Source organism: Kribbella sp. NPDC050820 (assembly GCF_040653975.1).
Taxonomy (GTDB): domain Bacteria; phylum Actinomycetota; class Actinomycetes; order Propionibacteriales; family Kribbellaceae; genus Kribbella.
In genome coordinates this window covers 41,699-65,153 of the sequence record NZ_JBFAHB010000054.1, presented here as the reverse complement: position 1 = coordinate 65,153, position 23,455 = coordinate 41,699, and the positions used below count along the sequence as shown (strand labels likewise).

The following is a 23,455-nucleotide window of genomic DNA, read 5'->3' as shown; positions in this document are numbered from 1 at the left end:
CCCTCCCCGGCTCGGTTCAAGCCAGGATCTCTCCGGGAAGCTGGTCAATTTTCAGTTGCCGCCCACTGGTCAGTTTTCAGCTGCCGTCGACAACCTCGACCTTGGTCTCGGGCCGAACCTATGACTGCTGAACTTGCGCCCCGAGGGCTGATTGCGGTCTGTCGGTGATGAGTCAAGGCTCTTACTGGTAAGGGACTCATTGACTGCGTAGCGCCTGGGCGCCGAGTTCGAGAAGTAGGGGAGGAAGGCGTTGACGCGGTCGTTGGCGACAGGTCGAGCTGACTCTGCGCCTGGTTGCCGGTCTCGGTTCGTCTCAGATGGCGCCTCGAGACGGGGCGCTGGTTCACCCAGCGCGTCGACCCGGTAGCAAGCCTGAGGTCACCGTCCGTGCCGACCGGTACTCGGTGTGGAGCCGTGTGATGGAGCGTCAGGTCAGACCTTGCGCATAGTGACGGGAGAGGTGCCCGTCGGCGGGTTGGATGCCGACGAGCGAGACGTCGGCAAGCCCCGCGGAGTGCCGCCGAGGTCCCCGACTGCCGCAACGCGTTCGTAGCTGTCGAGGGCTCGGTGGTAGGCGTCGAAGCTCCTCCACCGAGCAAAGGCGACGCAAGATTGTGCTGGACAGATGACGCAGGAGCGGAAGACATCCTCGTCTGCGCGCCAACCCCATCGGCGGCAGATCGTTGGGGCCGGAGAGGTCCGGCGCCAGACCCTGAAGCACCAGGATTGCGCTGTAGCCGTACTGCGGCCTAGGTTGCCGCGGTTGGATCCCTCGACCTGAGCGGCGGATCTGTGACGCGAGTGGTGACGATCACGAGCGTCCTCGCGTCTGCGCGAATGAGCCGGTCCCGTCGATCGGCGACGAACTCTCTCCGCATACGAAGCGATAAGGCGAGGAAGTCGCGGCGACGTCTGCGTGGTACTGGGTCAGTCGTGGGCATCTATGAAGGCATTGAGTAGTTTCGCCTCGGTTGAAGCTACAGCAGCCAGCGCTGCGGTTTGACCATCGGGGAACTGCGCGTTCTGGGTACTGAACTTCAGACCAGCAAGTCTAATTCGGTTCACGTCAGCTACCAAGGACCGGTAGGCGCTGAACAGGTCGTCCGTGCCGGGATCGGCGCCCGCCGCGGCAAGCGCCAGCCCCATTCTGTCCAGCACCATTCGTTTGTGTTCAGCGAGGATGTGAATCAGGCGATAGTCGTAGCGGAGGAGGCCGTCCCGTGCCGCGCGGACGTGTGCGCGAGCATCGTCATAAACCTCTAGCCCATACTTCACGCGCACAGCGTCCGACACCTGCGACCGGCGCGAGTACCACCAATACCCGTCGTAGGGGTCGAATCCGGTCGGCGATTCGGGTCGAAGGTAGCGCGTCATTCGCTCGAGCAGGGCGGCGACGTTGAGCGGCGCTCCGGAAGCGACACACGGTTCCAGCCGTTGAGCAACAGCAGTCATCTTGTTCCAGCGTGCGGAGTACTTGATCTGCTCGATACCAGAGCGATATGCGCTGTCCAGCGCGGCTGCCGGGACTGTGAGCTCCCTGATCGGCCGTTCGTCGTCGAACCCCACTGCAAGAAACACGTTGTCAAGTGCGTCGTACCCGAAGATGAGTAGCTCATGCAGGAAGGGTTGGGGCGTGGCACGCAGTCGGCTCTGATCAACGAAGACGATGACATAGCTGCCTGCATCAAGCGCGTCGATCAGGTAGCTGCTGACCTTTGTTATCCGGTCCGCCTCGAAGAGGTCGAGTTGATGAGTAACCAGTACCTCGCGATACGCGTACGTGTCGTTGAAGTCGATCCAGAAGACGCCGCCGTCGCGGTCGATCTGGTATGAGTGCAGCTCGACGAAATGTTCCTGGAACCAGGTATTGTGGCCGGTGCCAAGAACCACGCACAGTGACAAGGCGCCACTCGCGTAGTTGTTGAAGCTCCGCTGGAGCCTGATCGGCAGCCTGATCGTGGACATCAGGTCCCCCTCGGTCGATCGCGGAAGAAAGGACGATGTTGGGGTGAAGATCAGCGGGTGACGGCAGGGTCCACTTGATGCGCTCGCGGCAGTGGAGGCATCCCCTGGACGACCTCTTGCACGCACGTCTGCAGGATCTCCTCGGCGGCGCCCTGCGGCACACACCAGGTATCGGTCATCAGTCGCATTGTCAAACATTCGCCTTCGAGACGCGCGTTCAGATACAGAATCTGGCTTTCGGAATCTTTTCCGTCTGTCCATTCGAGCCGGTCCAGGGGAAAGTCGGCCACAGACGGGAACTCATGGGCTTCAAAGTTGTAATAGAGCGAGCGAGCCACACTGAGGTACGATGCGCGGTCGTCGTTATGAAGAGTCTGCCGGACGTCGCGTGGATTGGTGTTTGCCCAGTGAAGTGAATCAAGTAGCTTTCTGGCAGTATCCAGCAATGGCTGAGGCGATTCTTCCAGGCATACGACCGTGTCACGGAAGAAGCAGCCAACGGATTTCCTGAATCCACCCTTGAATCGATTGTGTGTAACGATCCAGAAGGCGTTTTGATCGTTGCCGGTCACCGACCTTACGGCACGGGAGAATGCGGCCAACGGGACTGCCGCGCGCGGAATCCTGTTCTGAATGGCAAGCGCTCGAACTGCTCGGCCGGCCGCGACCGATGACACCTGAACCTGCCTGTATCTCGGTAACGAGGACGTCATCTGTCGCGTGAAGTGCGTGCGCGGGACACGCGCCAAGGTCCTCCGCCAATGGGCGAGGCCCTCCTGGTTTGCTTCTTGCCCCTGCGACGACAGTTCCCATTCGGCGCGATCGACGGGGTGCTTGAGGTCGGTAGGCATCTTTCGAGCGCGTCCACACGTGAGGTCGGCAAAGTCTTGGCGCAGAACTCCGGCACTCCAACCGTCCAGTGCCAGATGGGAAGCCGTCAGCAGTATCTTGCGAACATCGGTGCCGTCGAGGATCAGCGTGAAGTGGCATTGTGGGCCTGTGAAATTGTCGAACCTGCCATTGACCGTTGCGGCGACCTGGTCGGTCGACAAGATCTGAGGAGCGATTGAGATGTTGAATGCTCCGTTGCCTCCGGTCTCCTGCATAATCGTACCGTCTGGTCCGGAGTAATAGCGGGTCCGCAAGGTCTCGTGACGCGAGACCAAAGCAGCCACGAGATCCACTGCGTCATCGACGGCGACAGGACTTACTGTGTCGAGCTCAACGCGCACATTGTACTGCTGATCGTAGGGACGCACCTGCGACAACCAGTCCCACATGTACAACTGTGACCACGACATCGGACCGACCCTTGGCTCGACTCCCCGGATAGCAACGGTCCTGTCCGTGAATCGATCGCTGACAGTCATTCTCGCAGCATAAGAGCGTCTATCTCCGATCTACTATGGTCACTGTTGTCCGGCCGGATGTATTGCTGCGCCGTTGACCCGCCGCGTGCGGCCGCATTACGGTGCGGAGCATGGGTATGGCTGTCGGTGAACGCGAGACGCAGGTCCCGTCCACCGTCGGCCGAACCGACGAGCGACTTGGCTTGGGATGGGTGGCCTGGCGGACTAGCCGGCTCCTCAGCGCTGCAGTTGCCCTGACTGCGTTGTTCTCCACGCTGACTCCGTTCGGTATCGCCGCCACCGGTGGGTTGTTGCTCGACCGATTGCCGGATGCCATCTCCGCTGGCTGGCCGTCCGCGGCGGCCGAGCGGATTGTCGGTCTGCTGGCGTTGGTCGGAGTTCTGATCCTCGTACAGACCGTTTGCTCCGTCGGTGGACAGGTCGCCGGGGAGATGCTCGGCGACCGGATCGATATGAGGCTGCAGCGAAATCTGATGGCCCGCGTCATGGCGCCAGCCGGAATCGCGCATCTGGAGAACCCGGACACCGTTGATCTCATCTCGACCGGCCGCGACGGATTTTCCCAATGGCTCAAGCCAGGCCGGATTCCGTCGGACGTCGGCGGTCTCATCTCGGGTGCGCTGTGCGTCACCGGCGGGTGTGTGGTGGTGATGACAGCCTCGGTGCCCATGGGACTGGCGGCGCTGCTCACGGCGGCTTGGACGATCTACGAAGGCCAGCGAATCTCCACCCGGGCGGCGGAACGGCATTACGGATCGTCGGTGGACTCCCGCAGGGCGGAGTACTGCTACGACCTCGCGACCGAACCCGCCGCGGGCAAGGAGGTCCGGATCTTTGATCTGGCCGGATATCTCCTGGCGAGGTTCAACGCGTCCTGGACCGCGGCCAAGGGGCGCGCGACGTCGATCAGTTCGGTTCGGGAAGGCGTCTCGCTGTCCTTGTTCGTCGCGGTCATGTGCGGGTTCATCGTGTGGCTGGTACGGCGTGCGACCGCGGGCGAGATCGATGTCGCGCTGTGCCTCGTCTATGTGCAGGCAGGTGTCATCGCGGCTGGGGGAGCGGCAGCTCTGGACGGATTGCTCCCGCGGGTCCAGCTGGCGATGACGACGTATCAGCGATACCGCGCGGCGATGGCCGCCGCGCCGATGGCCGCGGCGATCGCTCGGCGGGGTGACGGCGCCGTTCGGCCGGACGGCGGTATCCGGTTCTCGAATGTCTCGTTCCGGTACCCGAATTCGACGCGCGACGTCCTGCGTGGAGTTGACCTCTTTCTCCCGGCGGGGAAGTCGGTGGCGATCGTGGGACTGAACGGCGCCGGCAAGACCACCTTGCTCAAACTGCTGTGCCGGCTGTACGAACCCACCAGCGGCTCGATCGAGGCCGACGGAACGGACATCCGCACGCTCGACTTGGAAGTGTGGCGCAGGCAGCTCGCGGCCGTGTTTCAGGACAGCGTTCGGTGGGACGTTGACGCGGCGGCGAACATCGCTTTCGGCGCGGTCCAGCACGCGGACGATGTCGCCGGGCTGCAACGGGCGGCGGTCCTCGCGGGTGTCCAGACGACAATCGAGCGCTTGCCTCTGGGCTGGGGGTCCATGTTGTCGACACAGTATGCGGACGGTGCCGATCTGTCCGGAGGCGAATGGCAGAAGCTGGCGCTCGCCCGAGCGATGTTCGCGACCTCCCACGGCGCGAAGGTGCTGATCCTGGACGAGCCCGCCGCGCACCTGGACGCGCGGTCGGAGGCCGCTCTCTACGACAAGTACATCGAGCTCACCGAAGGCCTCACCACCGTGGTGGTCTCGCACCGGTTCTCGACCGTGCGGCGGGCGTCGCTGATCGTGGTGATCGACGACGGCAAGGTGGTCGAGGAGGGGTCGCACGACGAGCTGATGCGGGAGCAGGGCCGTTATGCGCGGCTCTTCACCCTGCAGGCCGAGAGTTTCGCGGACGCCCGGACGGACGGGGCCGGCGCATGAAGCGTGAGGCGCAGGCGTTGCAGTTCATGTTCGGGCTGATGCTGGAGTCCGATCGCAGGCTGCTGGCGGGACACGTCGCGGTCACCCTGGCGAATGTCGCGGCGGCGCTGCTGCTGGCGATCGGCATCCGGCCCCTGATCGACGGAGCGGTGGCCCGTGATCACGGGTCTTTGGTGCTCGGTGGCGTGGTCTCGTTGATCGGCCTGGTGGTCATGCTGCTGACTCCGGTCGCGCAACGGAACATCGTTGCCAGAAGCATCGAGAATCTCATCGTGGTGATGCAGCGCAAGATCATCCGGGTGGCGTCCGAGGCGCCGGGCGTCGAGCAGTTCGAGGTAGCCGGCTACTGGGACAAGCTGCAGGTCATGAAGCGCAATCTCGGCTCGGTTCTGCAGGGCCTGATGGGTCTGTTCGTGGCGCCGGTCGTGACGCTGCAGCTGATCATTGCTGGGGTCGTGCTGTTCCAGGTCAGTCCGTGGTTGTTGCCGTTGCCGGTCGTCATCGCGCCGGCGCTGTGGCTGAACCGCCGGGCAACCGCGATCGACCAGGCGAGCGAGGAGCGAGTGTCGTCTGCGCGACGGGTTGCCAGTGGCCTGTTCAACGCCGCGTCGAGCCCGGACGCAGGCAAGGAGATCCGGGTGTTCCAGCTCCGCGACGAGCTCCTCAAGAGGTACGACGCCCAGGCTGGCGATGTCCTGGCAGACCGAGCGCGGGCTCGGGCGGCCGGATTCGGTCTCCGCGTGCTCAGCAGCCTGCTCGTGGCCGCTGTCTTCATCGCGTCGGTGATCTTCGTAGCCAGGTTGGCCATCTCCGGCCGGATCTCGTTGGGCGACGTCGCGTTGACCCTGAGCATGGCCGGCGTGCTGGTGGCCGCGACCAACACCTACACGGGCCTGTCGAGCGTGATCCTGCGCGCGGTGACTCTGGCGCAGAGCCACCAGTCGCTGATCGACGAGATCGAGGTGCGCTCGGAGTCGTTGCGGGCGGCAGGTCCGTCGCCGCGACACCTCAACGGTGCTGCCGGAGAGCCGATCAGGCTCGAGAATGTCTCGTTCTCGTACCTTCCTGCCGCCGGAAACGTGCTGAGTGACGTCAGCCTGACTTTACCCAGCTCCGGTGTGGTCGCGATCGTCGGCGAGAACGGGGCAGGTAAGACCACTCTGGTCAAGCTGCTCAGCCGGATGTACGCCCCGACGACGGGCCGGATCCTGATCGGCGATCAGAACATCCGCGAGTTCGACCTGAGCAGCTACCGTTCACGACTGTCCGCGTGCTTCCAGGACTTCGTCCGCTACGAGTTCTCGGCTCGCGAGTGCGTCCGCATCGGTGCTGTCGGTACCGACGACGGCGCGCGGACGGAGCGAGCACTGGAGCGCGCGCGCTGCGGGTTCGTTCACGATCTGCCGGACGGTCTGGACACGCAGCTGGGGACAGGCTGGCCCGGTGGTGTCGATCTGTCGGGCGGTCAGTGGCAGCGACTCGCGTTGGCGCGATCGATGATCCGTGACCGGCTGCGCTTGGCTGTCTACGACGAGCCGACCGCGGGGCTGGACCCGCGGGCCGAGTACGAGATCTTCAGCGACATCGCCGGCCCGGCACGTGGCTCGGCCGGGCTGACGATCCTGATCTCGCACCGCTTCACGACTGTGCGGATGGCGGACCTGATCATCGTGCTGGAGAAGGGCAGGATCGCCGAACAGGGTTCGCACCCCGAGCTGGTCTCGTCCGGCGGCCTCTACGCCGAGCTGTATGAACTCCAGGCCCGCGCGTACCGCTGAACGGGTCCGCATCACCTGTTCGACTGCGGACTTCCACAGTTGAACAGCTACCGGTTGCTCACAACCGCACCGGTAGCGCGCGGAAGCCGGTGGCGGGGAAGTGCAGCATCTTCAACTCGGCGTCCGGAACGGCGAGCTTGAGGCCGGGCAGTCGCAGAAGAGTGTCCAGCCCGACCGCGAGCTCGGTGCGGGCGACCTGATTGAAGTTGCAGTAATACAGACCGTGCCCGAAGGTCAGGTGCGGGTTCGGGTCACGGCGGATGTGGAACTCACCGGGCCGCTGGAATACCTGTGGGTCGCGGTTGGCAGCACCAACGTCTAGGACGACCATGTCGCCCTTGTCGATCGTCGTGCCGTCGTACTCGAAGGCCTCGAGGGCGAAGCGATCGGTGCCGCCGATATCCCGAACCGGAGTGGGATTGAAGAACCGCAGTACCTCTTCGACAGCCGAACCGGTCAAGTCCGGGTCGGCGAGCAGCAACTCCCGCTGATCCGGGTTCTGGAGGAACAAGTAGAGTCCGTAGCTGATCGCATGGCCGCTCAACTGCCAGCCGAGGCCGAGCATCCAGGTGACCAGGGTCGCGGCGCGCCCGAGGTGCAGATCGTCCATCGGCATGCTGCGCATCAACCGAGTGAGAACATCATCCGCGTCCTGATCGCGACGTGACTCGATGAGGGTGTTCACATAGAGGTTGAGGTGGCGCATCGCGATGGCAGCCTGTGGGTAGACCCGGCTCTCCTGGGCTTTCGCCCATTTGGTGAACAGCTCGCCATCCTCGACGGGGATCGCGAGCAAGCTGCACACACCATGCAGAGCGAGCGGCATCGCAAATGACTCGACGATGTCGACCGGCCCTTGCCGACTGGCAAGCTCGTCGGCGAGGCGATCGGCGCACTCGGACATCGCCCGAGCTGTCGTCTCGACGGCCGTCGGCTTGAAGAGCTTGCTCACCACGGCCCGACGCCGGGTCCGTTCGAGCTCGTTGGCATCGCCGTCGTCCACCGGACGCCGGGCCAACCGGATGTACACCCGGTGCATCGGTGAGTCGTTGGCCCAGGCCCCGGTGTCCTGGCTCGGCAACGCCAGGGAGAGTCGCTGGTCGGCCATCAGGTCCGACACCTGACGGTAGGACCGTGCCTGCCAGGCCTCGCGTCCGTCCGGTGTCGTCATCCGCAGCAAGGTCATCGTGGGGTACCTCGCCGTGGCCGGCCCGGGTCGTTTTCCATCGCAGCAGCCTCCCGAACACGTAGGGATTCCGCCGACCGTAGCAGCAGCCCGCGCCGGTGGTATTCAGAACAGGTTGGTCGAGGCGACGGGGTCTTTCCATGCCCGGCTGCTGCGGACAACGTCGGCCCTTGGAGCCGGCTGCCCGAGCCCCGGAGAATGTATTGAAGACACAGTTCGGCGGCCGGAGGGACTCTCGATGGTTACGGAAATTCGGGCGGACGGCGGATTGGATTCCGAGGCAGCGGAATCTCGTTTCCTGCAGATCGTCGGTGAGGTCCTGGGCGTTGATCCGGTTCCGCCGGACCGGCATTTCCTTGAGATAGGTGGCGATTCGCTGTCGATGGCGATCGTCATCGACTGGGTCGCCCAGGAATTCGCGGTCGAACCCGAACTCGACTGGTTCTTCGAGATCGACACGATCGGCGACGTCGCTCGGCGCTGGTCCGAGAAAAGGGCCGCCTCGTGAGTCTGCGCGTGGTGGCGCCGCTGTCGTTCAACGAAGAACAGGCGTGGACGGAGTTCGGTGCCGACCGGGAGACGTTCTTCAAGCGTGGCGCGCTGCTGCGGGTGCCCCTGCGAGACGAGGTCTGTGACCTCGCGCTGCGTCGGCTGGTCAACGATCTGACTCAGCGGCACCCGCTTCTGCGGACGGCCTACCGAGCTGCCGATGGCATTGGTGTAGCGCGCGAGCTGCCGGCGTTCCACCATGAGATCCGCCGCGCCGACGCGTGTGAGTATCCGGTGGACGGGCTGTACCCGGACCGTTTGGGCCCGGAAGACCTGGTCCGGATCTGGCTCACTCCGGGACCTGACGGCGGCCGGGTGCTCTACTTCGATATGAATGAGATGGTCGTCGACACCGGCTCGACTGCCCGGCTCGACCAGGACGTGACCCAGTACCTGAGCGGTCCCGGGGGGCCGGCGCGACCGGCGAACTGGGCCGCGGTGCCGAGCCCGACATATCGCGACTTCGCGACCCGGCAGCGCGCCGGCGACGTCGCTGCGGACGACCTGATCTACTGGCGGACAACGCTGAAGGGCATGCCGGCGAGCGGGACGCTTCCGGACGAAGGCGCCGACCCGAGCGGCGACGTGGCCGGTGAACGGGTCTGGGTCCTGCCGGACGAGTTGACCGGTACGTTCCGTGAGATCTGCCGCCGGCATCGGACCTCAGGTTTCATGACCGCGGTCGGACTGGTCTCGGTGGTCTTCAGCGCCCTGTGGGATCTGCCGGAGGTCACGCTCGCCACCGCCAGCAGTCTCCGGCCCGGCGACTTCCAGGAGGTCGTCGGCAACTTCAACAGCAACGTCGTACTGCGGACCGCCACCGGGCCGTCGACCAGCGTGTCCGAGGCGGTGGATTCGGCCCGCAGGACCGTGCTCGGTGCGCTGCGGCACCCCGTCCACCATCGGCAGTTGCGATCGTTGCTGGGTGTCGAGCCGGCGCCCGCGCGGGTGCACTACCTTGCGTCGAGCGACCACTACCACAAGCTTCTCGACTCGAAGCCGGCCGGAGCGGAATGGGCCGAACCGGCAGAGTTCCCGGGATGGCCGTTGGAGGTCGGCTTCGCGGAGGACAGCGCGCATCGCATCGCCATCTGGCTCCAGTACGACCCGCGCCGTTTTACCCACGAGCGAGTCGCGAGCATGCTGGCCGGGTTCCGAGTGCTGCTGACCGCGCTGGCCGACGGACGCGACGCCACCGTGCACTGGGTCGGCGGCCGGGCCGCTACGGCGGACATGAGGTGACCAGCCCGATCTGGCGAAGCCTGCTGCCGGGCGACATCGCGGTCGCGGATGCTGATCCGGCCACCGATCCGCCACCGCTGCTGAGGTCCGAGGAGTCCCTGGTAGCCGGCGCGGCCGCGGGGAGACGCAGAGAGGTCGCGTGGGGCCGGGCGTGTGGCCGGCGCGCACTTCGGTTGCTCGACAGCCCGGAGGTTCCGATCTTACGCGGCGACCGGCGCCAACCGCTCTGGCCGACCGGGTATGTCGGAAGCATCAGCCACTGCCGTGACTACGTCGTTGCGGCCGTCGGCAGGCGGCGCTCGTGCCTGTCGGTGGGCATCGATGTCGAGCCGCTCGACAGCCGAATCGGGCCGGACACCGTCGCACACGTTGCTGCCATCGACGAACGCGAGTGGCTCGCCGGAGAGCCGCGCTCGATGACCTTGATCGTGTTCAGCGCCAAGGAGAGTTTCTACAAGGCGTGGTTTCCGCTGACCGGAGTTTGGCTGGACTTCCGCGATGTCGTGGTGTCCTTGGCCGGTGGCACAGGTACATTCGCGGTCTCCGTGCCGAACGTGGCCGAGGCGCATTCCCCAGAGCGGTGGCGGCACGCCCGCGGGCGCTTCGCCGTGCAGTCAGGCCGGGTGCACACAGCCTATGTCGTGCGGCCGGTCGCGTGAGCGACTCCGGGCCAAGTTCCGCCAAGCTGAGCGGATACACATTGCCGCTGACGCCGGCCGGGACCGGGAGTCTGGTCCCACCGCCGCCCTGGCACTTCTCCGGTGATGTCCTCTGGATCGAGTACCGGGCGGATCCGGCGGCGGTGGCCGCGTTTCTTCCCGACGAGCTGACGCCGGTCGAGTCGCCCAAGAATGCCGCCATCGGCTTCTATGACTGGCAGTGGTGCGGTGACGCCGGTACGGAGCTTGCCGATCCCGCCACGGCCCAGTTCCGTGAATGCATGATCGCTCTGGACGCCCGGCTCGGACCTGAGCCAGTGTGCCGGGTCCCTCTGGCCTGGGTGGACAGCACCGTGCCGCTGGTCCGGGGATGGCTGCAGGGAATGCCGAAGATCCCGGGCGAGGTCGCTCTCACCCGGTCCTTTCCGGTCGGCCGGGCTACGGCGCAACGATCCGCCGGTGGGCGCTTCCACGGCGTCGTCTCGGCGGGTGGCCGAAGGCTGATCACCGCGTCCGTCGAGCTCCGCGGGCGTTCGCCCGCACCGGTGCTCGCGACGCGGCCCTTGATCCACACCCGCTTCGATCCCGGCTGGGGTCCGGAACTCCCACCCCGGACCGAGCCCGTCCGCAGCAGTGTCGACGGCGTGCAGACGGGCGCGGCGTGGTCCGGATCCGCTGACCTGACCTTCGGCGGCGAGCTCGGGGAGTTCGCCGCGCTGGCCCCGGTCTCCGTCGGGGACGGCTACGTCTTCTCGTACGCCGAGACGCTGCGGCCGGGCCGTCCGGTCGAGGTCAGCTCTGGTTGAGAACCTTGAACAGCAGTTCGGTTCCGCGTCGCAGTGGTTCGACCGGCTGCGCGGCAAGCGACAGCCTGACCCCGGACGGATCCCCGTAACGCCGTCCAGGGGCGAAGTCGACGCCGGCTCGTAAGGCCGACCGACGGACGTCGAGTTCGTCCAGTCTCGGCGGGAGTTCCAGCCAGACGAAGTACCCGCCATGGCACGGAGCGATTCGAACATCCTCGGGCACCTTGTCCACCAGCGACTGCTGGACAGTGTCGCGACGCCGTTTCAGCTCGGCGCGTACTTGGGCAATATGAGCCTGCAGGGCTCCACTGAGCGAGGCATTCGCGAGCCCCATCGCGGTCAGATGCGCCGGTCCGCCGCCGCTGAGTCGCTCGCCGTCGTCGGCGATCGCCCGGCACCGGGCCTGATCTGCCACCAGGGCGCCGAGGCGCAAGCCAGGGGCGACGACCTTCGAGAAGCTGTACAGGGCGGTGTGCCGGCCCTTGTCGACGGCCTGGGACCAAAGCGGGACCGGCTCCGGGCCGCCGTCGAAGCCAAGGTCGAGATAGGCGAGGTCCTCGATGATGTGCAGGCCGGTCGTGGTGGTGAGCTCGATCAGGCCTGCGCGGACTTCGGCCCCAAGCGTCCGCCCTGTCGGATTGTGGTAGGTCGGCACCAGGTAGAGCGACGGCCAGGCACCGTCGCGCCGATAGGCCCGCAGGCTGGTCCGGAGGACCGCAGCGGGATCGATGCCCGACTCAGCCGCCGGCAACCTGTCGATGCGAACACCGCGATCGGCGAAGATCTTCAGTGCCAGGTCATACGTGGTGAACTCGGTGATGACGGCCGCCCCGGCCCGTTGCAGGCCGACCGCGATCGCGTTGAGGGCGGCCGAGGTACCCGCGGTGGTTACGACCTCGTCCGTCGCGCAGTGGGGTAGTCGCGCCGCGACGAAGGCCCGCAACGGACCAGGGCCGGCGTTCCCGCCGTACCCCAAGGCAACATCGTGCTGGCGGCTGATCGCCGTCGACAGCGCATCCGCGATCCAGGGGCCCGGGAGCAAGGACGGGTCCGGATACCCGGGACCGAGATCGATCAGATCCCTGCGTAGGTCGCCCTGTCCCGCCCGTTGCCACCACGGCCCGGTGCCGCTCACGACGACTCTGCAGTGGACTGCGCTATCTCGGGACGAAGACACGGGTCCAGCGGCTCCAGGCGGAATCCGTCCGGGTCGGCGCTACCGAGCCCCGCGACGAGGATGGCCGTGGACACCGGGATCCTCCGGTCGCCGCGGACGGCGTGAGCGTCGAACCGCAGGTCCATCAGGCTGTCCTGGAGCACCTGGTGGAGCCTGATCGTGGCAACCAACGTGTCGCCGACGATCGCGTCGTTGAGCATCCGGACCCGGAACCGAGGCACCTCGAGGTAGCGACCGTTCAGGACCCGGGTGGCGCTCGGCGAACCATGGTCGGTCAGGTAGCGGTCCAGAGCCTCCTCGAGAAACCGGGCGTGAGCGACGTGCCGCATCCGCCCCCGGTAGCCTACGTCGCCGGCGAGGACCTGCCGACGCAATTGCCAGCTGCCGGGCGGCACGCCGTTGGACTCGAGATCCCGCGCCTCGAACTGGGGATCATGGGTCGTTACCGCGGTGCCGAGCGCGTCGATCGTCCTGACGGCCAGCGGGTCCAGTTCCTCGGGCAGTACGGCGTCGACACCGGGCGTTCGCACCATGACCACGGTCACTCGGGCACTGGCGATAGGCGTCTCGTCGTCCGCCCCGGCGAAGAGTCTGACGGTGAAGTACCGGCTGCCGACGGGCTCGGTGCGGGTGACGATCAGGTCGTCGGCACGGAGGCTCCGGTGCAGGATCGCCGATAGGTCGGTCAGGCAGAACTCCAGACCGAACTCGCCAGCCAGCCGGCCGAACGGGAACGAGCGGATCCGGAACCACTCGGCCACCGCGGACTCGGCCAGCGCAGCCGTCCCGGCGAGGCCGATCCGCAGGCCGGCCGAGAACGTCGCCGGGTCTGGACGGAACTGGCTCGTGCTCGTGCGGCCGGGGCCCTTCAGGGTGATCCCGCTAGCTTGACTCATCGCGCTCCAGCCTCTTTTCTCCATCCCGCTTCCGGGCGATTCGGGCCATCGATCGGACCTGAACAAATGCCTCCGCGAACCGCGGCTTGTTATTGTCCGAAGCCCCAGTGGAAGGAGTTCGTCCAGTGCCAGCCAGTGGTATTCCATCAGTTAATCTCACCGAGCTGGAACTCCTGGCGGAGGCGTCCGGACTGAATCTCGCCGACGGCCATGCACGGCATGCTCTCAGTGTCTCGCAACGAGATATCGTCGAGCGAATGCCTGCTTTGTTCTCGTTGGCGTCGAAGTTGTCTGTCCCGAATCTCGACCGGGCGCTGCACAGTGCCTTTCTGTCGATGCTCGGCCAGGCCACGGCGGTTGATCGGGCCAGCGTTCTGAGTTGCTATTCCTCGTCCGTCGCCACCGAGATCGCCGGCCGCGCGATGTATTCCAAGGGTGTGCGCCGAGTCGGCCTGGTGCACCCGACCTTCGACAACATTCCAGACATCCTCGCCGGTGTCGGGCTGGAGTTGCTCGAGGTCCCCGAGGAGAGCCTGCTGGATCCGGCTGCGGGCTCCTGGCCCGATCTGGACGCGTTGTTCGTGGTGTCGCCGAACAACCCGACCGGCGCGGTCCTCGATGCGGAGGCGCTGACCCGGGTGGCGGACTGGTGTGCCGACCGGGGCGTGGTCCTCGCGCTGGACACCTGTTTCCGTGGGTTCGACCAACGAGCTTGGTTCGACCACTACGCGATCCTGGAAGCGTCCGGGACGGACTGGTTCGTCGTCGAGGACACTGGCAAGCTCTATCCGTTGCTGGATCTCAAGGTCGGGCTGCTGGTGTTCCCGGCGGACTCGCCGCTACCACTGCGCCGGATCCATACCGACATCCTGCTCGGGGTTTCCCCGATGATCTCGATCGTCGTCCTGGAGCTGACCCGGGACGCGGCGTCCGGGGGCGGGCTGATCGAACTGCACCGGACGATCGCGGCCAACCGGGAGATCCTCCGGCAGACGGTGGCCGGTGTCGGCTACGACGCGTGGTGCGACCCAGGCAGCCGGATCAGCGTGCAGCGGATCCGGCTGCCTGGGTCCGCGAACGCGGTGCGCGTGGCCGCGGACCTGCGAGACGCAGGCCTGCACGTGTTGCCCGGCACTAAGTTCCATTGGGCCCGACCTGGGGAGGGGGCGAGCCATCTCCGCGTCGCCCTGGGACGCCCGGCCGACGCGGTCCGGCAGGGCGCCGGACTCCTGGCGGATCGGCTGGCAGCCCTTGCCTCGTCACCGGAGGTGGTCCGCGCTAGTTGAGTGCGGTCAGGCCAGATCGGGGCAGAGGGCCTTTCCGTTGGTCACGAACAACTGCTCTGCCAGGCCGGCTGGTCGCCCGGCAATGCTCTTGAGCAACCGCTGGACGGGGTCCGCGCCGCCCTCCTCGTGCGGATAGTCGCTGGAGAAGACGTAGCAGTCGGCGAGACCGTACCGATCGACGTACTCGCCGATCGGTTCCCAGAAGAACGGCGTGACGCGCACCTGGCGACGCAGGTACTCGGACGGCCGGAGCGGGAGCCGCCGCGGCCGGACCTCGTAGTAGAACCGCTCGCTGTGGTCCAGCAGTTCACCGAGCGGACCGACCCAGGAAGCGAGGAACTCCAGTACGCCGACCCTGAGTCCTGGATGCCGTTCGAGCACGCCGCCGAGGACGAGCGAGGACACGAAAATCTGCGGTGAGAGGTGGCTCATCGCCAGCGCGAACGGCCCGCCTTCCGCGCCCATGGCCGGTCCGGAGTCCAGTGTGGTACCGGACGTCCAGGCCTTGTCCAGGAAGCCCTCGTCGGCACCGGAATGCAGTAGCAAAGGGATTCCGGCGTCCGCCATGATCGACCACAATCTGTCCCAGCGTTCGTCGGCCGGCGAGAGACCGCCCGGCGGCCGGGCGCAGTGCACCATGAAACTGTGGGCGCCGTCCGCGGCCAGTTCCTGGGCGCGATCGATCACGTCGGCGTCCTGGAGGCGCAGCACCGACGTCGGCCGCAGTCTGCCGCCGGACGGCCGGGCCCACTCGAGTGCGAACCGGTTGTAGGCGCTTGCCGCCTCGGCGGACCCAAGGATTTCGGAGTTGAGGACCTTGGACACGACGCCGTCCGGGAACAAGATTTGCCGGTCGATGCCCATCAGGTCGACGTGCCGCATCCGGTCATCGAAGTCGTAACCGCCGGCGGTGTCCCAGTCCTTGACCTTCCAGACATTCGACGAGTCGACGACGGGCCGCTCGCGGCTCAGCACGTCCTGGAACCCGAAGGTCCGGTCGTGGATGGCCTGGAAGCGACGGCCGAAGGCGCCGAAGGCATCGTCGAAGCGATCCGGCGCAACGTAGAGGTGTGTGTCGCAGTCGACGAGTCGGCCACGCAGAGTCTGGTTGTCGGTCATCTCAGCCCCTTCGCCACGGGCGGTCCGGTGCGCTGCCGGCCTTTGCTGCTCGGGCGATCACCCTGGCATACTCCGATCGGCACAAACCACGCCGGAGTTGACCGCAGATCAGGGTTCCGCAGCGATGGAGCAGCCGATGAGCTCGACCTGGAAGAACCTCCCCGACCTCCTGCGTGGCTGCGCATCGCACCGCGCCGACGTCGCACTGGTGGCCGACGAGCAACGTGCGCTCACCGGCCGATCTTTGCTTGCGGCAACACTCGGCGCGGCCCGCGTCCTAGCTACGGACGGGGTCCGGCCCGGCCAGAAGGTCGTTCTCGACACCCGGTCCGCGGCCTGGACAGATCTGGCCATCGCATACTGCGGGATCACGTGGTTAGGCGCCGTGCCGATCCTGGTCCAGGCCGGTGCGACGATGACGCTGGCCGCGGAACTCGCCGGTCCAGGGCCGGTCGTACGGCCCGGGGAAGACCTGACCAGCCGCGCGATCTCGTCCGGCGGTGGAGGGGCTGCGACCGCGGATCCGCCAGCGGCTGTCTCTGCATCGCTCGACATCGTTTTCACGTCCGGGACGACAGGCAGTCCGAAGCCGGTCAGCTCGAGCCACGCGGACTGGATGATCGCCGCCCGCCCGGAGATGTTGCTGAGCTCAGGGCGCCGTACCGTCGTGCACGCGGGGATCCCGTTCGCCGTGAGCGGAGGAGTTCACGGAATTTTTCTCAGCCACCTGCTGCGAGGCGTGACGAGTGTCGAGGCGCCGGAGCCAGTTGCGGTCGCCGCGATCGCGGACCACTGGCAGCCGATCGAGTTGCACCTCACTCCGTTCGGGGCCCGGGCTGTCCAGAGTGCGCTGCCGCGAGATCCGGATGCCGCAGGTTGGACGAGCGGCGTACGGGTCATCCGGTTGGTGGGAGCCGCGGCGCCGGACGCGGTGCGAGAGGGGTTGCTGTCCGGATTCCCGCGGGCTCGGTGCGTGTCGGTCTACGCGCTGACCGAGGGTGGCGCGGCCTGTTGCGTCGACGTCGGCGGTGGCGCGGCTGGCCGGATCGGCCGACCGGCCGAAGGGACGGAGATCCGGGTGGCAGATTCGTCGGGCCTCCCAGTGAAAGCCGGGGAGTCGGGGGAGATCCTGATCCGTGGCCAGGTCGCGGGCCCGCGGTACACGGATCAGCAACTGGACCGGGAGTGGCACCTGGACGGCTGGACGCGAACCGGCGACATCGGGGTGGTGACTGGCGACGGTTCGGTGAGCCTGGTGGGCAGGGCGCGCGAGATGATCATGCTCGGCAGCGGCCGACTGAGTCCCGAGGCGGTTGAGGCGATCCTCCGGCGGCGAGTCGGCGACTCGATCGGCTTCGCTGGCGTCGGCCTCGAGACGCAGGGCCGGTCGGACGACATCGCAGTGCTGATCGACGGCATGGCGACGGATCCGGCCGCGCGGGAGCTGGCCCGGCGGCTGAGCGAGTTGAAGGGCCCGTTCCGGCCGGCGATTGTCGACTTCGGTCCGATCCCGCGCACCGAGCTTGGGAAGGTTCGCCGGCGTGACGTGCTGCTCCGGCTGCTGGCGAAGCAGCATCGGCCGGGATGATCGGTCTGCTGTTCAACTGTCCGAAATGCTCAGTCGAACACCTACTGGGCGGCTTCATCGAGCGTCCGGGCGAGCTTCTTGGGCGCCTGGCAACGCCAGGCGTCGGTGAGCAACTCCCGCAGCTCGCGCGCATCGATCGCGTCGAGGCGCACCAGGACCGCCGGGAACCCGTTGTAGTGCGCGTCGGTGAAGTACTTGGTCGGCGCGGAGGCCAGGATCGCCTCCTTCTCCGACCCGGCGCAGCGAACCGCCAGTACGGACGGATCGGGGACGCGGCGCTCGCCCGCCGCGGGGCGCCGCAGGTACGTCCAGGCGAAAGCCTTCCCGAGGACGCTGAACCGCACGCTGCGTCTGACCGACTCGTCCTCCGCCTCGGGCAGGCTCAGGGCGATCCGCCGTACGGTCCGAAGATCGACCATCCCAGCCTCCGAGCGTATCGTCGCCGACCACGAGTCCACCGGCGCCCCGACGGGGAGCCTATCGGTGCTGAGGCGGCGATGACATGACCGGACCGCACCCCGCGACGCCGGATCCCGCCCGGGCGAGATCCGAGCGGTATGGCGAGGTTTGGGACGACTACTTGTTGTCCCGCCTGCTCGCCGGCCCGGAGATTGATCCCGCCGCCGTTGCCGTCCACACCGACCGCGGCAGCTGGACCTACGGGATGCTCGACCGCGAGGCCGAGCGGATCGCCCGTGGTCTCTGGGCGCTCGGAGTCCGGGACCGGGACACGATCGTCGTCCAGCTGGGCAACCGGATCGAGTTCGTCACCGTGTGTGTCGCGGCGTTCCGGATCGGGGCAGTTCCGGTGCTGGCCATGCCGTCGCTGCGAGCGGTCGAGATCGGCCGGCTGGTTGACGCGACAGACGCCGGCGCTCTCGTCATCGGCGGCCTCGTCGACGGCTTCGACCACCGCAGCCTCGCCCGGTCACTCGGGCTCCGGGTTCCGGTCGTGGTTGCCGGCGAACCTGAGGAGTTCGTCGCTCTCTCCGAGCTCGACGGTCCGGACCGCCAGTGGCTGCCCGCCGATCCCGGTGACGTCGCCCTCGTACTGCTGTCCGGCGGTACGACCGACCGGCCGAAACTCATCCCGAGGACCCACCAGGACTACGGGTTCCAGCTTCGCGCCACCGCCCAACAGTTAGGCGTCACCCGCGACTGGACCTATCTGGCCGCGGTACCGGTCGCACACAACGCGGCGCTCGGCTGTCCGGGCGTGCTCGGCCTGCTCCGGCTGGGCGGCGAGGTGGTCCTGAGTCCCGGTCCGGCGCCACACCAGGCCTTCCCGCTGATCGGGCGGCATCGGCGACGGCCGATCCTCACGACGCTGATGCCCGCGTTGCTGGACATCTGGACGGCGTGCTCGGCCTACCTCGAAGTCGATCTGACCGGCACCGTCGTCGAGGTCGGTGGGGCCTCCATGGATCGGGGCCGGCTGGCGGCCGCGGAGGCCGCTCTCGGGTGCGTGGTGACCCGCTGGTTCGGCATGGCCGAAGGTCCGCTGTCCTTCACCCGTCCCGGGCAGCCGGACCGGTTGGACCACGAGGGCAGAGCATTGTCGGTGCTGGACGAGTTCCGGATCACCGACGCCACTCACCGCCCGGTCCGAGTCGGGGCGTGGGGCCAGATCGAGGTCCGCGGGCCCAGCACGATCCGCTCGTATCTGGGCGACCATCCGGCCAACACGACCCACTTCGACGCGGCCGGGTTCTTCCGTACGGGTGACCGCGGACTGATCGATGCCGAGGGCAACCTACAGGTCGGTGGCCGGATCGACGACCTGATCAACCGCGGCGGCGAGAAGATCGCGCCGGAGGATCTTGAGCCCCAGTTGCGGGCCGCGATCGGAGTCGATGTCGCGGTCGCGGGACGGCCCGATCCGCTGTTCGGGCACCGGGTGGTCGCGTTCGTCGCTGCGGACGCCGCCGGCCTTGATGTCGACGACGTGCGACGGATGCTCCGCGAGCGTGGGGTCGCCGAGTACAAGCTCCCGGACGAACTGGTGGTGGTGAGCAGTCTGCCGCGTACTGCGATCGGAAAGATCGACCGGGCCGCGCTGCTGGCCGGCCTCGATGACCGATGAGAGGTGACCGCCGTACTCCGCTGCGGCTCGGCATCGACTTCGTCGAGGATCCGCATCCGGTGCTGCACCGCTTGCGGGCCGACGATCCCCTCGCCTGGATCCAAATCCCGTATGGCGCTCGCGGCGTCCTGATTACCCGGTACGACGACGCACGTCAGGTGCTAACCTCCGGCGACGTCATCAAGAACATTCGGCCGGCGTTGGGCCTCGCTGCGGGTGGCACGGTTCGGCCGACGGTCTCCGCGCATCTGCTGAACAGTGACGGCGCCGATCACCGTCGGCTGCGACGATGTTCCGCGGACGCCTTGCGGATCACTGCGGTCGAGCACTGGCGGGGGATCATCGAGGAGACCGTCGCCGAGCAGACCGAAAGGTTCCTGTGCGGCCGGACCACTGGAGATCTCCGGGTCTGGGCGGACCGGATTCCCGAGGCCGTGATCGGGAAGGTCATGGGCCTGACCGACCAAGAGGCCTCTGAGCTGGCGGACCTCAGCCGTCCGCTGGTGGACCAGTGGCACCGGGGTGAGGTCGAAGAGGCCACCCGAAAAGTTGCTGCACGCATCGATCAGGTACTCGGAGCCGAACGCGGGCCGTCGGGTGTCCGGACATTGCTGGCTGCGCATGAGGCCCGGATCCTGGACCGGCGCGAACTGGTTTCGAGCCTCTTTCTGACTCTGTTTGCCGGCCTGGAGACGGCCGCGGCGTTCCTGGGCGCGGCCGCGTTCCGGCTGCTCGCCGAATACGGTTCGCTGTTGGCGATGTCCGACGACAGTGGCGACGTCCTCAAGGAGTTGTTGCGGTTGGAGCCGCCGCTGGCGATGGCGACTGTTCGTGCGGCCCGCAACGAACTGCTGCTGCCGTCCGGGCCGGTTCCGGGTGGCGCGCTGATCTTCGTGTCACTGGCCGCCGCGAACCGCGACCCGGCCCGGTTCGAGCGCCCCGACGAACTGCGGCCAGGCCGGGGTGGCCCGGTCAGCCTGACGTTCGGAGCCGGCGACCACTTCTGTCTCGGACACGCACCGGCTCAGCTCGAAGTCGCTACCGCACTGGCCGAGCTGGCCCGGCGCGCCCCGCGGCTCCGGCTACAGCCGGAGTCCGCGGTGGGGTTCCGTCCCAGTGTGTTCATCCGGACGCCGGATTGTCTGGTCGTCCGTTGGGACTGACCGCGCCAGAATCCGGGCGAAGCCGGAGGCCACTGCCTGCGCGGTGTCGTCGCGAACGACCGAAGGCTGCCACCGAAGCACCGACCGGACCGTCGTGGCGTCCTCGATCATCACGAGTTCGAGGGGGAACCGACTCTCCAGTCGCGGGGTGACGACCTCCAGCTCGACAGCGCCGTACCGGCGCGGCGGCGGCAAGGCCGGAAGGTACTGGAAGGCGACGTCGTCGAGCCGGCCGGGCTCCGGCCGCGGGCGGAGTGTGGGGTAGCTGAACCCCGACCACGGCTCCACTTCACGCACCCGCGATGCCAACCGCCGGGAGACGTCAGGCAAACCATCGTCCGGGCTGATGTCGAGCGGGATGATCAGAAGGTTGGCCAAGGGACCTACGACCTGGAGCAGCTCGGACCTCGGACGATTCATGACGGACAAGGTCGTGGACACCAGCGGTGTGGTTGGCTGCATCTCAGCGAGGGCCTGTAGCCAGGCGGCCATGGTGAGGACTACGACGGTGTGGCCCTGGCTCGCGGCGTGCTTTCGGGTACGGCGCAGATCCAGCCCGAGCGGGATCGGGATCGACCGGGTCGGTCCCCACGCCTCCATGCCAGGGGTGATCAGACTGGACGGGGCGAGCGGTTGCAACAGCCGCTCCCAGTAGTCGCGTTCTCCTTCCTCGAGTGCGGTCTGACGGCGCCGCCATTCGAGATAGTGGCGGTATTGCCAGGGCCGCCGCGCTGGCCGGTCACCGGCGAGAACGGCTGCCAGCTCGTCGGTGATGAGCTTCGTGGACCAGGCGTCGGTGACCAAGTGGTGCAAGGTGAAGCACAGGAAGGAGCGCTCGGCCGCCACCCGGAGCCAGCGCGCCCGCCAGGGCCGGATGCCGGGATCGATCGGCTCGCCACGTTCTCGGGCTACCTCGCCGTCGAGCGCCTGCTCGTCGATCGCCTCGGCGGGTAGCAGCACCTCCATCCGGGGCTCGATCCGTTGCTCCAGCCGGCCGTTGCGGGACTCGAAGACGGTTCGGAGTGACTCGTGCCGCGCGACGACGACGTCGACGGCATCGCGCACCAGACCTGGGTCAACGCGGCCGCGGAGCTCGAGAATTAGTGGATAGTTCAGCGCCCCGAGCATTCCCCGTCGACGGTGCAGCGCCCACAGCGAGCGCTGCGTCGTCGATGCTGCCAGCCGCCGCACCTGGTCGGTCAACGGACAGCTCTTCCCAGACCGCTGTACCTCTGGTTGCCCTGATAGCGCTCCCGCAACGTCATCGGGACGTCGTCGGTGCGGATCAGTCCACGCCGCCGGAGTTCGGGCATCAGCAGATCGCACAGATCGTCGACCCCGGAGGTACCCGGAATGGGGGAGAGGTTGAATCCGTCGATACCGGTTCGCTCCAGCCACTGCTCCATCCGGTCCGCAACCTGGGCTGGGGTACCGACGAGACTCATCGGGCTGAACCGATGCAGTTGGCGCTGGGTAGCGATCCGGTCGATCAGATCCAACACGGTCAAGGGCCGGTCGTCGCTGAGACCTCCGAGGAATCGTTTCACCGAGAGCATGTCGGCCGGGTCGATCTCGGCCAGGGGTTTGTCCGGCGGGTAGCTGCCGAGGTCGACCCCGGTCCAGCCGCACCACTTCGCCAGAAGGCCGCCCGGACTCGTCCACTGGGCGAATTCGCGGGCTCGTTGCCTGACCTCGGCATCGTCCCTGCCGAGCAGCAGCGACAGGCCCTGGACAATCTTGAGGTCAGGTCCGGCGCGCCCGCTCACGCCCGCCAACCGGCGCAATTCAGTTACCTGCTCGGCGGCCTCCCGGAATCCTGGGGCGACGATGAACACGACCTCCGCGAAGGTGGCGGCAAAGCGCTGTCCCCGCGGTGATGCCCCGGCTTGATAGATGACCGGGGTGCGCTGGGGCGACGGCTCGCACTGGTGGGGTACGTCGAGGTCGAACCACTTCCCGTGGTGGTGGATCGGCCGTACGTGGTCCGGATCGGCGAAGACGTCGGACGCCGCGTCGCGTCGTACCGCCTCGTCGTCCCAGCTGTTCTCCCACAAGGCGACCGCGGCCAGCAGGAATTCCTCGGCGCGGTCGTAGCGCTCGTCGTGGTCGGCCGGCTCGGACATGCCGGTCGGTCCAGTGAGCCGCTGGTCTGAGGTGACGAGGTTCCAGGCGATCCTGCCGGCGGTCAGGTGATCCAGGGTGGAGAAGACTCGGGCGCAGTCGTACGGGTGATGGGTCGAGGTCGAGTAGGTCACCGCGAACCCCAGCCGCGAGGTTGCGGCCGCTAGCGCCGGGACCACCAGCAGCGGGTCGATCGCCGGAATCTGTACCGCGTGCCGGACGCTCGCCGCGAAGCCAGAGGATCGTGTCTGGAAGGTGCCGGTGATATCGGCGAAGAACAGCGCGTCGACGCCGCCGTCGTCCAGCCGCCGGGCGATCCGGGTCCAGTGGGCGAGCTCGCGGTATCCGGTGCCGGAATCGTCGCCACGATGTCGCCAGAGGCCTTCGAAGAGCGGCCCGGGTGTGCACTGGGTCAGCACGTTCACATACATGTCGTCTCCAGCTGCCCTGCGCTACTGTCGGGCCAGGGATGGGGTTCGGTCCGCGAA

General features: G+C 67.1%; 19 protein-coding genes and 1 pseudogene. 11 read left to right on the top strand and 9 right to left on the bottom strand.

Annotated elements, in window-relative coordinates; translation table 11 throughout:
* Nucleotides 1–927: 927 nt before the first annotated feature.
* Together AB0H36_RS34135 and AB0H36_RS34130 are read right to left on the bottom strand one after the other, a co-directional pair.
* Nucleotides 928–1,965, bottom strand: a complete 1,038-nt coding sequence (locus AB0H36_RS34135) for a hypothetical protein (RefSeq protein ID WP_360533258.1) — start codon at nt 1,963–1,965, stop codon at nt 928–930.
* A 50-nt stretch (nt 1,966–2,015) separates the two neighbouring features.
* Nucleotides 2,016–3,266 carry a condensation domain-containing protein gene (locus AB0H36_RS34130; protein WP_360533263.1) on the bottom strand — a complete coding sequence of 417 codons (1,251 nt, stop codon included), beginning with the start codon at nt 3,264–3,266 and terminating at the stop codon, nt 2,016–2,018.
* Between the two features lie 179 nt (nt 3,267–3,445).
* Between AB0H36_RS34130 and AB0H36_RS34125 the strand changes: the two genes are divergently transcribed.
* Together AB0H36_RS34125 and AB0H36_RS34120 are read left to right on the top strand one after the other, a co-directional pair.
* The gene (locus AB0H36_RS34125) at nt 3,446–5,314 is read left to right on the top strand and encodes an ABC transporter ATP-binding protein (protein ID WP_360533255.1); all 1,869 of its coding nucleotides are present in this window, start codon (nt 3,446–3,448) and stop codon (nt 5,312–5,314) included.
* Complete coding sequence (locus AB0H36_RS34120) at nt 5,311–7,092, top strand: ABC transporter ATP-binding protein (protein WP_360533252.1); 1,782 nt, start codon at nt 5,311–5,313, stop codon at nt 7,090–7,092. Before AB0H36_RS34125 ends, AB0H36_RS34120 begins: the two co-directional genes overlap by 4 nt.
* Before the next feature lie 58 nt (nt 7,093–7,150).
* On the opposite strand, the gene AB0H36_RS34115 is transcribed toward AB0H36_RS34120, so the two are convergent.
* Nucleotides 7,151–8,278: a cytochrome P450 gene (locus AB0H36_RS34115; protein ID WP_360533249.1), complete on the bottom strand. Its 1,128-nt coding sequence runs from the start codon at nt 8,276–8,278 to the stop codon at nt 7,151–7,153.
* A gap of 238 nt (nt 8,279–8,516) precedes the next feature.
* Here AB0H36_RS34115 and AB0H36_RS34110 point away from each other — a divergent pair, with 238 nt between their 5' ends.
* From AB0H36_RS34110 to AB0H36_RS34090, 5 genes and pseudogenes are all read left to right on the top strand, one after another.
* On the top strand, nt 8,517–8,786 hold the full coding sequence (locus AB0H36_RS34110) for an acyl carrier protein (protein WP_360533246.1): 270 nt from the start codon (nt 8,517–8,519) through the stop codon (nt 8,784–8,786).
* Nucleotides 8,783–10,069 carry a condensation domain-containing protein gene (locus AB0H36_RS34105; RefSeq protein WP_360533244.1) on the top strand — a complete coding sequence of 429 codons (1,287 nt, stop codon included), beginning with the start codon at nt 8,783–8,785 and terminating at the stop codon, nt 10,067–10,069. The genes AB0H36_RS34110 and AB0H36_RS34105 overlap by 4 nt, the downstream gene beginning before the upstream one ends.
* Nucleotides 10,066–10,344, top strand: a pseudogene (locus AB0H36_RS34100) (hypothetical protein); the annotation flags it as partial. The gene AB0H36_RS34105 and the pseudogene AB0H36_RS34100, both read left to right, overlap by 4 nt.
* Nucleotides 10,345–10,380: 36 nt before the next feature.
* Nucleotides 10,381–10,728 carry a 4'-phosphopantetheinyl transferase superfamily protein gene (locus AB0H36_RS34095; RefSeq protein WP_360533261.1) on the top strand — a complete coding sequence of 116 codons (348 nt, stop codon included), beginning with the start codon at nt 10,381–10,383 and terminating at the stop codon, nt 10,726–10,728.
* On the top strand, nt 10,725–11,534 hold the full coding sequence (locus tag AB0H36_RS34090; RefSeq protein WP_360533241.1) for an acetoacetate decarboxylase family protein: 810 nt from the start codon (nt 10,725–10,727) through the stop codon (nt 11,532–11,534). The genes AB0H36_RS34095 and AB0H36_RS34090 overlap by 4 nt, the downstream gene beginning before the upstream one ends.
* Here AB0H36_RS34090 and AB0H36_RS34085 read toward each other — a convergent pair.
* Entirely contained in the window at nt 11,521–12,669 is a 1,149-nt protein-coding gene (locus AB0H36_RS34085; protein WP_360533238.1) for a PLP-dependent aminotransferase family protein, read from the bottom strand. The genes AB0H36_RS34090 and AB0H36_RS34085 overlap by 14 nt on opposite strands.
* On the bottom strand, nt 12,666–13,607 hold the full coding sequence (locus AB0H36_RS34080; RefSeq protein WP_360533235.1) for a hypothetical protein: 942 nt from the start codon (nt 13,605–13,607) through the stop codon (nt 12,666–12,668). Before AB0H36_RS34080 ends, AB0H36_RS34085 begins: the two co-directional genes overlap by 4 nt.
* 257 nt (nt 13,608–13,864) lie before the next feature.
* Between AB0H36_RS34080 and AB0H36_RS34075 the strand changes: the two genes are divergently transcribed.
* Nucleotides 13,865–14,893 (top strand): pyridoxal phosphate-dependent aminotransferase, encoded by a 1,029-nt coding sequence (locus AB0H36_RS34075; protein ID WP_360533232.1) that lies wholly within the window; start codon nt 13,865–13,867, stop codon nt 14,891–14,893.
* 6 nt (nt 14,894–14,899) lie between these two features.
* Here AB0H36_RS34075 and AB0H36_RS34070 read toward each other — a convergent pair whose 3' ends face one another.
* Entirely contained in the window at nt 14,900–16,012 is a 1,113-nt protein-coding gene (locus AB0H36_RS34070; RefSeq protein WP_360533229.1) for an amidohydrolase family protein, read from the bottom strand.
* A 136-nt stretch (nt 16,013–16,148) separates the two neighbouring features.
* On the opposite strand from AB0H36_RS34070, the gene AB0H36_RS34065 reads away from it, so the two are divergent.
* Nucleotides 16,149–17,600, top strand: coding sequence for a class I adenylate-forming enzyme family protein (locus AB0H36_RS34065; protein WP_360533226.1), 1,452 nt, complete (start codon nt 16,149–16,151; stop codon nt 17,598–17,600).
* 41 nt (nt 17,601–17,641) lie between these two features.
* Here AB0H36_RS34065 and AB0H36_RS34060 read toward each other — a convergent pair whose 3' ends face one another.
* A complete protein-coding gene (locus AB0H36_RS34060) occupies nt 17,642–18,019 on the bottom strand; it encodes an MmcQ/YjbR family DNA-binding protein (protein ID WP_360533223.1) in 378 nt (125 codons plus the stop codon).
* Nucleotides 18,020–18,102: 83 nt separating this feature from the next.
* On the opposite strand from AB0H36_RS34060, the gene AB0H36_RS34055 reads away from it, so the two are divergent.
* Complete coding sequence (locus tag AB0H36_RS34055; RefSeq protein ID WP_360533220.1) at nt 18,103–19,683, top strand: AMP-binding protein; 1,581 nt, start codon at nt 18,103–18,105, stop codon at nt 19,681–19,683.
* Complete coding sequence (locus AB0H36_RS34050) at nt 19,680–20,846, top strand: cytochrome P450 (RefSeq protein WP_360533217.1); 1,167 nt, start codon at nt 19,680–19,682, stop codon at nt 20,844–20,846. Before AB0H36_RS34055 ends, AB0H36_RS34050 begins: the two co-directional genes overlap by 4 nt.
* Here AB0H36_RS34050 and AB0H36_RS34045 read toward each other — a convergent pair.
* Together AB0H36_RS34045 and AB0H36_RS34040 are read right to left on the bottom strand one after the other, a co-directional pair.
* Entirely contained in the window at nt 20,766–22,049 is a 1,284-nt protein-coding gene (locus AB0H36_RS34045; protein WP_360533214.1) for a condensation domain-containing protein, read from the bottom strand. The genes AB0H36_RS34050 and AB0H36_RS34045 overlap by 81 nt on opposite strands.
* Complete coding sequence (locus tag AB0H36_RS34040) at nt 22,046–23,398, bottom strand: NtaA/DmoA family FMN-dependent monooxygenase (protein WP_360533211.1); 1,353 nt, start codon at nt 23,396–23,398, stop codon at nt 22,046–22,048. Before AB0H36_RS34040 ends, AB0H36_RS34045 begins: the two co-directional genes overlap by 4 nt.
* Nucleotides 23,399–23,455 lie beyond the last annotated feature (57 nt).